The sequence below is a fragment of the Bdellovibrionales bacterium genome (genome assembly GCA_018266295.1).
Taxonomy (GTDB): Bacteria; Bdellovibrionota; Bdellovibrionia; order Bdellovibrionales; family Bdellovibrionaceae; genus JACMRP01.
Genome location: JAFEAQ010000019.1, coordinates 312,265 through 324,823, shown reverse-complemented (window position 1 = coordinate 324,823; position 12,559 = coordinate 312,265). Strand labels below are relative to the sequence as shown.

The 12,559-nt window shown below is 48.4% G+C and carries 12 protein-coding genes; 4 read left to right on the top strand and 8 right to left on the bottom strand.

Features of this window, described 5'->3' with window-relative positions; translation table 11 throughout:
* Position 1 precedes the first annotated feature (1 nt).
* Together JSU04_18870 and JSU04_18865 are read left to right on the top strand one after the other, a co-directional pair.
* A complete protein-coding gene (locus JSU04_18870) occupies positions 2–550 on the top strand; it encodes a thioredoxin family protein (GenBank protein MBS1972376.1) in 549 nt (182 codons plus the stop codon).
* 1 nt (position 551) lies between these two features.
* Positions 552–1,148, top strand: a complete 597-nt coding sequence (locus tag JSU04_18865; protein ID MBS1972375.1) for a GyrI-like domain-containing protein — start codon at positions 552–554, stop codon at positions 1,146–1,148.
* Between the two features lie 368 nt (positions 1,149–1,516).
* On the opposite strand, the gene JSU04_18860 is transcribed toward JSU04_18865, so the two are convergent.
* The 3 genes from JSU04_18860 to JSU04_18850 all read right to left on the bottom strand — a co-directional run bounded on the left by JSU04_18860 (position 1,517) and on the right by JSU04_18850 (position 4,499).
* Positions 1,517–1,876: a hypothetical protein gene (locus JSU04_18860; protein ID MBS1972374.1), complete on the bottom strand. Its 360-nt coding sequence runs from the start codon at positions 1,874–1,876 to the stop codon at positions 1,517–1,519.
* 310 nt (positions 1,877–2,186) lie between these two features.
* Complete coding sequence (locus JSU04_18855; GenBank protein ID MBS1972373.1) at positions 2,187–2,636, bottom strand: response regulator; 450 nt, start codon at positions 2,634–2,636, stop codon at positions 2,187–2,189.
* Positions 2,637–2,648: 12 nt separating this feature from the next.
* A complete protein-coding gene (locus tag JSU04_18850; GenBank protein MBS1972372.1) occupies positions 2,649–4,499 on the bottom strand; it encodes a CHASE3 domain-containing protein in 1,851 nt (616 codons plus the stop codon).
* Positions 4,500–4,812: 313 nt separating this feature from the next.
* On the opposite strand from JSU04_18850, the gene JSU04_18845 reads away from it, so the two are divergent.
* Positions 4,813–6,333, top strand: a complete 1,521-nt coding sequence (locus tag JSU04_18845) for a response regulator (GenBank protein MBS1972371.1) — start codon at positions 4,813–4,815, stop codon at positions 6,331–6,333.
* On the opposite strand, the gene JSU04_18840 is transcribed toward JSU04_18845, so the two are convergent.
* Positions 6,330–6,857: a hypothetical protein gene (locus JSU04_18840; GenBank protein MBS1972370.1), complete on the bottom strand. Its 528-nt coding sequence runs from the start codon at positions 6,855–6,857 to the stop codon at positions 6,330–6,332. The two genes, JSU04_18845 and JSU04_18840, sit on opposite strands and share 4 nt — an antisense overlap.
* A gap of 134 nt (positions 6,858–6,991) precedes the next feature.
* On the opposite strand from JSU04_18840, the gene JSU04_18835 reads away from it, so the two are divergent.
* Positions 6,992–7,552: a hypothetical protein gene (locus tag JSU04_18835; protein ID MBS1972369.1), complete on the top strand. Its 561-nt coding sequence runs from the start codon at positions 6,992–6,994 to the stop codon at positions 7,550–7,552.
* Here JSU04_18835 and JSU04_18830 read toward each other — a convergent pair whose 3' ends face one another.
* The 4 genes from JSU04_18830 to JSU04_18815 form a co-directional block, all read right to left on the bottom strand.
* Positions 7,553–8,263 carry an SIMPL domain-containing protein gene (locus JSU04_18830; GenBank protein MBS1972368.1) on the bottom strand — a complete coding sequence of 237 codons (711 nt, stop codon included), beginning with the start codon at positions 8,261–8,263 and terminating at the stop codon, positions 7,553–7,555.
* Positions 8,264–8,388: 125 nt separating this feature from the next.
* Positions 8,389–8,892: a DUF1269 domain-containing protein gene (locus JSU04_18825; protein ID MBS1972367.1), complete on the bottom strand. Its 504-nt coding sequence runs from the start codon at positions 8,890–8,892 to the stop codon at positions 8,389–8,391.
* A 151-nt stretch (positions 8,893–9,043) separates the two neighbouring features.
* On the bottom strand, positions 9,044–11,314 hold the full coding sequence (locus JSU04_18820; protein ID MBS1972366.1) for an aconitate hydratase: 2,271 nt from the start codon (positions 11,312–11,314) through the stop codon (positions 9,044–9,046).
* Positions 11,315–11,424: 110 nt separating this feature from the next.
* Positions 11,425–12,516: an AGE family epimerase/isomerase gene (locus tag JSU04_18815; GenBank protein MBS1972365.1), complete on the bottom strand. Its 1,092-nt coding sequence runs from the start codon at positions 12,514–12,516 to the stop codon at positions 11,425–11,427.
* Positions 12,517–12,559 lie beyond the last annotated feature (43 nt).

The following is a 12,559-nucleotide window of genomic DNA, read 5'->3' as shown; positions in this document are numbered from 1 at the left end:
GATGGCAACGACGATCACTCCGTTTCCGGATATTGGCCTCAATATTCCTGACTTCAGCCTGAACTCAGTCGAAGGCAAGGCTTACTCACTCAAAGATTTCGGCCAAGGAACTCCACTGGTTGTGATGTTCATCTGTAACCACTGCCCGTATGTGCAAGCGGTGGAAGAACGTCTCATTCAATTGGGCCATGACCTCAAAGCGCTCAAAATTCCGGTGATTGCAATCTGCTCGAACGATGAAGAAACTTATCCAGAGGACAGCCTCGCGAATCTCAAAAAGCGTGCTGAAGAAAAAAACTATCCGTTCGTTTATCTGCACGATAAAACGCAGGAGGTGGCAAAGAAGTTCGGCGCCTTGTGCACTCCGGATTTCTTCGTCTATGATAAAAACCATCAACTTGCTTACCGCGGCCGCCTGGATGATTCCTGGAAAGACGCAAGCAAAGTAAAAAAACGTGAACTGTATGAAGCCGTAAAAATCCTCGCTGCGGGACAACAGGCTCCACAACAACAGACTCCTTCAATGGGCTGTTCAATTAAGTGGTTGTAATATGAAATTATTAAGAAGTTTTTTAGTCGCTGTTTTGCTCGTTGTTGTCACTATCGCCGTATGGTTGTTCTATTACCTTGGTGCTTTCAAATCCGTCGACATCACTGAAACCGAGCGCGGTCCGATGAAAATGATCTACAAAGATCACACGGGTTCTTATCACAAAATCGTGACTGTGATTGAAGACGTTGAAAAGTGGGCGAAGTCGAAAAACATCGACTGCTCAGAATCCTTCGGCGAATACATTGATGATGCGAACGTGGTTGAAGAAGCGCGCCTCAGAAGTCGCGGTGGCTGCATCGTCAAAGACATTCCGGCAAATCTTCCGGAAGGATTTAAATCCCGCGAAATTCCGCTGCGCAAATATGTTCAGGCAGTGTTTGAAGGCTCGCCAGGTATCGGACCGATTAAGGTGTATCCGAAGGCCGAGACTTATTTGAAAGACCGTCAATGGGCCTTAGATGGCGCCGTCATCGAGATCTACGTGATCCACTCAGAAAAAGCGATGACGACGACGTATTTGTTCCCGTACGCGATTCCTGCAGCGCCGGCAACTCCGGCAGCCGCAACACCCGACTCTTCTCCTGCCCAAAAATAAGAACTAACGGCGAATCGTTCACCTCTTAGCTACATAAGTGTCTTCGTTCGCCCAGTACCAGTTGGGCGAAGGCCGTCCGTCCATGTGAACGGGGCCTTCCGACCATCGTGGTCGGAAGGGAATGAAGACTGAATACAAGTACTGGTTTGATATTTCGGACAGAGAGTCTTCAGGACAAATGGTTTATAAGACGAGTGTATCGTATTATAGACGATTCGCCTTAGCGAGATATGAACATGAGGTTGGAGGAATCCTAAATCTACAGGACCCTGACGGCCTGGACGGCCGGCAGGAAGCGGGGTTCGGGGCGGAAGCCCCGAATATCAGGATGTAGGAAGAGGTGCTGAGCCACCACCAGCCAGCGAAAATCAGTTACGGCAAGAAACCATCAACGCTTCGTCCACCGTCGCGTAGTAAGTAGAAAACTCTGAAGCTTCGGTCGCGGGCAAAGAGCGGCCTGAAGACAATGTCACATCCGTCAAAGGCAAGCGCACAGAAACGCCGATACGACCCGCCGTGTTCTCACAGGTAAAAGCCACAACGCCAAAATCTTTTGTGCCAAGAACTTTAAAGTCTTTTTGTTCGCAGTTCAAAGTCACGGCTGCAACAGAACGTGCGCCAGCATCTGTGAGCTGAACGAAGTTACAGGCAACGAGTGTCGGTTGGGAAGTGAACGCCGAAGCGTAAGAAGCTGCCAAAGAGGCCAAAACAAAGATCATTTTTTTCATGAAAAACCCCAGTTGTTTTAATGAGGACTTATTTCTAAGCCCTCATTAAAAACTCCACAAGGGGTCAACAGCCGATCAAGTAAATTATTCCCCCGGCTGTCGCAAAGAGGCCTCTAACGCCGGTTGTACCCAGACGATTGCGGGCGACGCCCTTCAGTTGTCGACCCTGTGGTCGTACAGGCTGTAAATACCGTTATTGCCAGTAAAAATAGTGAAACTCGAAAGATGACAGACTCTGTAACCGTCATAAAACCCCCTATCAAAAAGACAGAGGGGGTGTCGTAAAAGGTTAACTCGTTACAGTCTAGTTTTAGACCGGAGTTTCATTCAAAACCAGCCAGTACAGGCCCAACTGCTGAATTGCGGTCGTGAACTGATTCATATCCACGGGCTTACAGATGTAGCTGTTCGCCCCGAGTTTATAACCATTCAACAAGTCTTTTTCTTCGCGTGAAGATGTCAGAATCACCACCGGCAAGGATTTCGTCGAGTCTGTTTCGCGGATCTTTTTAAGCACCTCTAGACCGTTGATTTTTGGCAACTTCAAATCCAGCAGCACAACCTGTGGACGCTGAGACACATCACGGCCGACGTAAGCGCCCTGAGCAAAGAGGTAATCCAAGGCCTCTGCACCATCGCGCACCACTTGAATGTCATTGCTAATATTGCCCTTACGAAGCGCGCGCACCGTAAGATCCTCGTCATCTTTGTTATCTTCGACAAGCAAAATGTATTTTGATTTCTTCAGTGAATCCGGCATGTGTGATCTCCTTTATGAGCCTAATGTAAAATAAAATGTGGCACCCTGATGAACCGCACCTTCCGCCCAGACTTCGCCCCCATGGAGGTGAGCGATTCGGCGAACCGTCGCAAGACCGACGCCGGTGCCTTTAAATTCCACCTCGGTGTGGAGGCGCTGAAAAGTTCCAAACAGTTTCTCGGCATAGGCCATATCAAAGCCCGCACCGTCGTCGCGAATAAAAAAAACGGTCTGCCCGTTTCTAACGAGCGAGCCAACGTGAATATGGGCGAGCTCTCTTTTAGATGTAAACTTCCAGGCGTTGGCTAAAAGATTCTGCATCAGTGCACCGATCAAATCGACATCTCCACGCACTTTCATTTGCGGTTCAATCACAACCTCGACCCGACGCTCAGGCTCAGCAACTCGGAGCTCTGAAATCACCTGTTCGGCCAAGACTGCCAAATCGACGTCTTCACGGCGCACCTGACGACGCGAGATTCTGGATAAATCTAAAATGCCGTCAATCAAGCGAGCCATGCGATCTGAGGCAGCGATAATTCGGCTCAGATACCCACGGCCGGTTTCGTCGAGTTTATCTTTGTAGTCCTCAATAAGGATATTACTGAATCCCGCCATCGCCCGCAGAGGGGCCCGCAAGTCATGGGATACCGAGTACGAAAAAGATTCGAGCTCTTTATTCACCACTTCAATTTCATGCAGTTTGCCTTCAAGCGTTTTATTCAAGTGGCGAACCTCTTCTTCTACCCGGCTGCGTTTTAAACTGTTACGCATGTACAAGTTCAAACATGCCAACAGTAATATCGTCGCAAGCAAACTGCCGACAGTGATGGAACTAATCGTTTTCGCCGTTTGACGGCGGTTTTCGTCCTTCTGCTCAGACAACAATCGCAACTGATCGTCTTTGATAAACTGCGTGCGCTCGCGAATAATAGACATGGCATTGCGCCCGACATCTGAACGAACAACTTTGTTGGCCGCGGCAAGGCCTTGGGCTTTACGCCAAACAATTGTCTCTCCGAGTTCATGCAGCTTTACTGCCGCAGAGTCCTCGATGGTTTTAAAGGCTTCGCTGTACTGGGGGTTTTGATGAATCCATTCTCGCAAATCGTTGCGGGCCTGCTCGAAGTCCTCGGATCCATCAAAATACGGATCAAGATATTCATCTTGGCCCGTCAGCAAAAATCCGCGCTGCCCAGACTCTGCGTTCAACAAACCCATCATCAGGCGATCAAGCTCTTCGATATGCGCCTGAGTTTCAGCGACATCTTGAATGGTGCGGATCAGGCTATTCAAACTCTGGCTGGTCGCAATCCCCGCGACAATAAACACAGAGAACACCACCAACAGACTGGCATACAACGGGCGTTCGCGGACTGTATTCTTGTCCTGCCAAAACCGAATCGGTGACTGCCAATGAAATCCAAAGGGCGGATCTGTGCTGATAAGCCCTATGTACATCACGGTGAACATCGTCGCCGTCGCCGCAGACATCTTTAGAAAAACCGGCATTTCATACAACGACGAAGCTCCATAAGCGTAAGCTCCGAGCATCAACACCGCGATCGCAAGCACAAATAAAGAAATAAATGATTTTAAAACTCCAAATCGTGGTTTCGCGAAATCAGCGATAAACCAAAAACCCGATAAGAAAAAACTCAGCGCAGTCGCCGGAGCCATCAGACTTTTGTATTCAACGCCCATTTCCTTGGCCGCGTCCTTGAAAATCAAAATATCGACGGGAATTTCCAAGTGCAGAAGGTGGCGACCTAATATAATTGCGCTCGTGAGTAACACGGTGCCGGAGAGGCCAAGAATAACGCCCTCCTTACCTACTCCGGTCCGCTGGAGAGGACGTGGCATTATCAGCATCAAAATGCCAATGCAAAAGAAGTTTAGCGCAGATAGCGGCGCAACAGGGGGCCAAGCTTCTTTAATCGTAATGAGAGCCGATATATGTAGCGACCATCCTAAAAAAATGATCACGGATACAAAAATTAAAAAACAACCCGCAAAACGACGAAATGCGACGGAGGGAGGACGAGGGACCGCTTCTGCTTCATCTTGAAAACTATTTTTATTATTTGTTTGAGGCAACCTTGATTCTCCCATCCTGCTGTGTATAAACTATCGATGTTTATATTTCAATTGGAAAGCGTGAAAAGTGTCTGAATCATTGAAAGTACTAATAGTCGAAGACTCACTCGATGATTGCGATTTACTCGTGCGAGAGCTGAAAAAAGAATTCTCTCCCGTCGATTATCGTCGCATTGATACTCGCGAAGCCATGCTGGAATGTCTTAAGGAAACTTGGGACATCGTCCTCTCCGACTTTTCAATGCCTAACTTTTCAGGTATGGCTGCCCTTGAAACACTGAAGTCGACCGGAATCGATATTCCTCTGATTATTGTCTCTGGAACTATCGGCGAAGAAGCCGCCGTGGACCTCATGCGCGCCGGCGCCAGTGATTATGTTCTCAAAAGTAAAACAAGTCGTTTGATGCACGCGATTCGCCGCGAACTCCAAGCCAAACAAAAACGCAGGCGCTTGCACGACGCTGAAGAACAGCTTCGTCATATGCAGAAAATGGAGGCCGTCGGCCAGCTTGCCGGCGGAGTCGCTCACGATTTTAACAATATGCTTTCTGTTGTGCAGATTTACTGTCGCAAATTGAAAGAATTCGACAATCCGCAAGTGAACTACTACGTCGACAAAATCCTCGGCGTGCAAAACCGCTCGGTGTCTCTGACCAAGCAGTTATTGGTTTTTAGCCGCAAACAAACTGGAACTGCGAGTGTGATCAATGTCAGTCACGTTCTGCAAGATATGCAAGACATGTTGCAAAGACTGGTCGGCGAATCCGTCGAGCTCGGACTTGATGCCTTCAATGACTTGTTCAACGTTAAAGCGGACCGCGGACAAATTGAACAAGTCATCATGAATCTTGCTGTAAATGCCCGCGATGCGATGCCTGACGGTGGGCGCATGTGCTTTTCAACCTCTAATATTCATTTTGCCGAGCCGCAACTTATAGGCGCGGAATTTCTGACTGGGAACTACATTGTCCTTGAAGCCACCGATACCGGTCATGGTATGACCAAAGAAATCCTGAACCGCATCTTTGAGCCCTTCTTCACGACCAAGTCGGCGAAAGACGGCACCGGGCTGGGGCTCTCCATCATCTACGGAATTATTCGACAAAGTAACGGAGAAATTGCAGTGTCCAGCGAAGTAGGCCGCGGTACGACTTTCAAAATTTATCTACCAGAAACCCTCGAGCGCGAGCAGCCACAAAGCCTGCCCGTCAAAACTGAAACCAGCAACGGCGGCAAAGAAACCATCTTGCTGGTTGAAGACAATTTCGAATTGCGTTCACTTTTTGTCGAGACTCTCGAAGCCAAAGGCTACGATGTGATAGAGGCCTCTGATGGCGTCGCTGCTTTGCAAGTGCTCGAGAAAAATCCTAAAAACATTCACCTTGTTATTACTGACATGGTGATGCCAAAGATCGGCGGACGCGAACTCTATCGCCGCGCTTCGCAACTCGATAAAGATATTAAATTCATCTACATGTCGGGCTACTTCGAGGACGCCTCGGTCACCGATGCGAGATCGCTTGAAAGTTTCTATTACTTGCAAAAACCATTTTCAGAAGAAGCCCTCCTCGAAAAGGTTCGCAAAGTTTTAGATTCTTAAAACGTCCCGCCACCGCTTAAAATAAGCGACGTCTGTGTTTCTTCGTTCGGCAAATCCCGGCCAAAGCGATCTTGGCGGTCTTGCATGTAATAGAACTGCTTCACGGCCCCGCCCACATATAGGCTTGCAAGTTTCAATGTCACACCCGCCTCTAAGAAGCCGGCGCTGGAATCACGTGTCGCAAAGCGGGCTCCCGGCGCCGCATACAGCTGCACTCCAAAGTTCGATCCCGGCTTGATCAGATTCATCTCACCGCGAATGGACGTATCCAAGCCAAAGATCGAATCGTAATTATTGCCAAAGCGGGTAAAGAGAGCATTTCGCCACGCTAGCCACTGGTTCTGATGCCAGTTGGCGCCGATTTGAATCTCGGTGTAATTGCCGAGCTGATCCGTCCCCACAGCCGCGCCCACATCGTAAGTCCATCGCGCGGTGGTCACAGGAACGACCCAACTGCTAGTCCCTTGAGCTGCCGCATTCGCTGCAAAGCCGCTTAAAATCAACATAAAAAGGTATTTTCCCATAGGAAAAGTATTCGCGCCGCCACGGCGAATAACAAGTGACGATTTCGTCGCCTGTCCGAAGCTCGGACCAGCCCATTTTATTTGCAATCCAAAAAAGGACGTTTTAAAAATTTATTAAGCAACCAGGAGGGAACATGAAGTCCATCATCATCACGCTTTTGTTATTGGGCACACAAGCCCATGCACAAATGAAAACACCATTTGATACACTCCGCGAGGCCTTTATCAACGCCAGCGAACCGGCAAAGATTCAGGATTTTGACGAAGGCACTTGGGATAATTGTATTTTCTCAGATGTTGCGAGCCCCATGATGACCCGTCAGACAAAAGTTCGCACCTTGCAATACATGACAAACGGAAATAACGGTCCGTTATTCCCTGGGGGCGGTGATTACCGTATCGATGTTTTCAATGATTACAGTTTAAATAACAACATCGTGTCTTTCTTTCAGCACTCTGTTGTTCAAGATGGCCCAACGGAAATTAAGCAAATCATCGATGGTCCACCGTGGAGAAGAATGAATGTCTACGGCCGTATCGACGAAACCAACGATCCAATGTTGTTGTTCTACGTTGAAGTGAGCGACTACTATGGCCCTATGGCGCCAATGTACCCGCGCGTGTATGGCTACTGCTGGAATAATGCTCCCAGCAGCAACAACCCGCCTCTGCCGATTCCGCCAAATCCAAACTAGTTATTGGATTTCGTACTGAGCCGTTACGTCGACGCGGACTTTCACTTGGCCAGCCATGACCTCTGTGTTAGCTCCGCCGCCGGCATCGAACGCCATTGCTTTCATCATTCCACGCACCGGCATCGGTGGGGTTGAAGAGTTCACACCGTGACTGAGCATAGAGACTCCCTTGATGCGCACACCCGCTGCTTTCGCCAGTTCATCCGCCTTTGCGCGGCCGTTCTTCACAGCATCCGCTAACGCCGACAATTCGATTTGCTGACGTTTATCCGTGTCCCAGTTGATCGAGTTCACATTCGTACCCGATTCGTTCTTAGAAGCTGAAGAAACCACCGCATCTAAAAAAGCACCGAGGTCTTCAGTTTTATGCAAAGTGACTTTCATGATTTGCAAAGCGCGGAAGCCGACCATTTTATTTTGCTGAGTTTTCTGATCGTAAACGTACTCCGGGTTCAAAGAATAAGTATCCGTTTGAATGTCTTCTTTTTTGACCTTGAACGCTTCAAAGTTCTTTTTCACCTTTTGAAATTCAGCGGCGTTCAAAGACTGCGCCTGTTTTGCGGAGTTTGCTTTACTCCAAACTTCGATATTCAAAGTCACCATATTTGGCTCAACCGCTTTTTCGGCAAAGCTAGAGACGATGATGAGTTTATCATCCGCGTATGAAGAGACCGACGCGAGAAATGCAAAAAGAAGAAGAAATTTGTTCATGAAAACCTCCGAGTCTCGATTGTAAACATTGGAGATATGCCCTCGACAATCCCTTTGTTCATTCTTTTTGCCCTCGAGGCCTCAGCTTCGATTTACAGTGTCCTCATCGATCACCGCGAAGCGTATTAGATATGCATGGTGTATTGTGGGTCCGGCAGCGCCTGGCCTTTAAAAAGATGACGGAGCTTGTCCTCTTGCCCGCCAGTAATAGACATCTCAACAGCGCGCCCTCCATGCTCCGTCATGGCTTTTATCAATGGGGCCGTATTGTTATTTCGGACATGCAGAAAGAGCACTGAGTTGCGTGGCGACACTTCGGTTGTCATCGTACTAATAAAGTTTTGGTCGAGGGAAATTTCTTGCAAGGTCCTTTGCACGGTATCGTTCACCGGATGCTGCGGATGAAAGAAAATTATGCCGATGAGCGCTGGCAAGAAAAGACCACTCGTGCTTCCCACTAGCGGCACTGTCATAGCTTGCTCGAACTTGATTTTACCGTTGTCTTTGACTTCGACCTCGGTGAGGTCGATCAAATCCACTAAACCCGCATTTTTCATGCGGCGAACTTCGGCGTAAATCTCAGCCGGGATTTGTGTATCTGCGTATATTAAAGCAATGACCTTAGACATAAATTCCCCCATTGCTTATCTTAAAAATGAGATGTCCCAGGAATGTCCTCGAAAGATGAAGATACGTTCATATTCACAACTAGTTTTAGGCAATAAAAAACCCGTACAGCTTTCGCGGTACGGGTCTTAAATCTGATATTACTATCAAGAACTACGCTTTGTTCGCAGCGCGGATCAAGTTCAAGGCAGAACCTGCTTTGAACCAGTTGATCTGTTCAGCGATGTAGCTGTGTTTCAACTCGATGGTCTCTTTAGAGCCATCTTTATGTTTGATTTCCATTTTGATGTTCTTACCTGGAGCCATCGCCGCCAAGTCCAACAATGAAACGTGATCGTCTTCTTTGATTTTGTCGTAGTCCGCAGGATTTGCGAACGTCAACGCCAACACACCTTGCTTTTTCAAGTTCGTCTCGTGGATACGAGCAAAAGACTTCGTGATCACCGCAGTACAACCCAAGAATCTTGGAGACATCGCCGCGTGCTCACGAGAAGAACCTTCACCGTAGTTTTCATCACCGATGATCACCCAGCCCTTGTGAGCTTTTTGATATTCACGAGCGATTTTCGCAAACTCTTGACCTGTTTGACCAGTGAGTTGGTTTTTACCTTTACCGATTTCGCCTGTGAAAGCGTTATCCGCACCCAAAAGCATGTTGTTAGAGATATTGTCCAAGTGACCACGGTATTTCAACCAAGGACCGCCCGGGCTGATATGATCTGTCGTGCACTTACCTTTTGCTTTCGCCACAACCAATTGATCTACGAAGTCTTTGCCATCCCACTTAGTGAACGGTTGCAATAATTGCAAACGATCTGACGTTGGGCTCACAGCGACTTTTGCTTCGCGACCTTGAGGTTTTTGGTAACCTTCAGTGTCTGGCACGAAACCTTTAGCTGGAAGCTCAGGAGCCTCAGGCGCTTTCAATTTGATTTTGCCTTTTGGAGTTTCAAGCTCTTCCGTCATTGGATTGAAATCCAAACGACCTGCCAAGCCCAAAGCCATCACCAACTCAGGAGAGCCGATGAATGCCAAAGTCTCTGCATTTGAGTCATTGCGACCGCGGAAGTTACGGTTGAAAGAAGTCACGATGGTGTTCTTCTCGCCGTTTTTCACGTCGTCACGTTTCCATTGACCGATACAAGGACCGCAGGCATTCGCCAATACAGTCGCGCCCACTTGATTGAGGACCGCCATTTGGCCGTCACGCTCAATTGTGTTTTGGATTTGTGTTGAACCAGGGCTTACCAAGAAGGGTTGTTGCATCTTAGTGCCGTTGTCCAAAGCTTGTTTTGCTACGAAAGTGGCACGACCGATATCTTCGTAAGAAGAGTTCGTGCATGAACCAACAAGTGCTGAAGACAATTTTGTCGGCCAGCCTTTTTCTTTCGCTTCTTTTGCAATCGCAGAAATCGGACGAGCGATATCTGGAGAGTGAGGACCCACCAAGTGTGGCTCGAGAGCTGTCAAATCGATTTCGTAAACTTCGTCGTAGAATTTTTTAGGATCCGCGAACACTTCCGCATCGGCAGTGATGAGGTCGATGTTTTGATCAGCAACCGCTGCCAACTCTGCACGCGCTGTAGAGCTCAAGTAAGCTTTCATGCGCTCATCGTATGGGAACACAGAGCAAGTCGCACCGAGCTCAGCACCCATGTTACAGATCGTTGCTTTACCAGTACAAGAGATCGATTTAGTGCCTTCACCGAAGTACTCAACGATTTTGTCAGTGCCGCCTTTAACTGTGAGCATTCCGCAAAGTTTCAAGATCACGTCTTTTGCAGAAGTCCAGCCGTTCATTTTACCTTTCAAATGAACACCGATAAGTTTTGGATTTTTAACTTCCCATGCAAGACCTGACATCACGTCAGAAGCATCAGAGCCACCCACACCGATCGCACACATGCCTAAGCCACCCGCATTTGGAGTGTGAGAATCCGTCCCGATCATCAAACCACCTGGGAACGCGTAGTTCTCAAGGATGACTTGGTGAATGATACCAGCGCCTGGTTTCCAGAAGCCGATGTTGTAACGAGAAGTTGAAGTCGCGAGGAAGTTGAAAACTTCTTCGTTCACTTTGTTCGAAGCAGCCATGTCTTCTGCTTTACCGTGGTAAGCTTGGATCAAGTGATCGCAGTGAACTGTTGAAGGAACTGCGGCTTCATCTTTACCAGCAAGCATAAATTGCAAAAGCGCCATTTGCGCTGTCGCATCCTGCATCGCTACGCGGTCTGGACGAAGTTGCAAGAACGAAGAACCGCGAACGAGTTCTTGGTTTTGCGGATCATCCAAGTGACCGAAGACAATTTTTTCAGCCAAAGTCAGAGGACGGTTCAAACGCTTGCGAACGATCGCCAAACGTTCTTTAGATTTTGCATACACATTTTTGACCATCTCAGGAGTGGTCTCGATTTTTGCTGACATGATGAGCCTCATTTCAATGATTTTTTTAGCGAATTCATCTTAATGAAAATCAGCTGAAAGCTCAATCCTTAGCAGGACTTACGCAATCCGTCGAGGCTCAAAACCCCACCTTAGACATAGTTTTGATATTCAGCGATAGCCCCAATAATGTGATAGAGCGAGCTCGCCTTGGCATTTTCGCCCTTAAACGACTTATCCTCGGCCATACGGTCAAGCCACAAACCTCGCACAGGAGTCTCGAAGAATAGAGTTAATGCTTCCATAGCTTCGGTGGCCTCCGGAAAAGCACCACGGTCCGCAGCACACTTAATGCGCTCACACTGAGTCCAAAAACGCGAAGACTTGGTCTTTGGACTGAAGTCACTCCAGAGCTCGTCGTACACGACTTTGCGCTCAGGACAGACGCCGAATTTCTCTGACAACTCAAAAAGCTTCCCACGGACGCGGCCGAGATCCACACCCGTGAGCTTTTCGTACTTCGACATGAGCCACGACCACTCATAGTGGTGACCAGGCTCCAGCACCGAGCCACGCTCTTGCAGCACCGGCGACCACAGGCCGTCGAAGTGCTCGCTCAACCCGCCCGTCTTGGCATCGATGAATTTCGTCAGACACAAATCCAGAATCGGCTCCGCGAGATTTCTCCAGAGAGGATCTTGGCTCACGGTCATCCACGCAATCGCCGCTTCAAACAAGTGCATCAGGGGATTGGCTTCGTACATCACGCCCGCAGAACTCAGTTCAGTAAATCCACCTTGCGGTAACGAGCGCTCTGAATTCAAATAATTCACCAACGCTTTGGCCCGTTCTTCAAGTTCCGGCACCGGATTCATCGCATAGCTATGCGCAAGACCAAACAGTGCAAAGGCCTGACCGTACAAATCCGGAGTTCTATTTTCAGGAAGACCTTTTGGCGAAACCGAATGAATGAAAGCACCCGATGGCAACGAGTAGTGATTCAGCAAAAATTCCGTCGCGCGCGCAATGATATCTTGAGTGCGTTTTTTCTCGATGAGACCCAAATCACAAGCAGTACGGAGACTGTAAATCTGGCGAGCTTGCACCATCGCCCGGCGAGGCAAATCAAGAGGCGACCCGTCTGCGAAAGAGAGAGCTTCAATAAAGCCGCCGTTGGACGCATCAATGCCTTTTGCCAACCAAAGAGGCAGAACATCATTTTTTAACCACTGAGTTGCTTTCATTCCACCAAACTCGGCGAAATCAAAGCGCTCGTCAAGAGGGAGT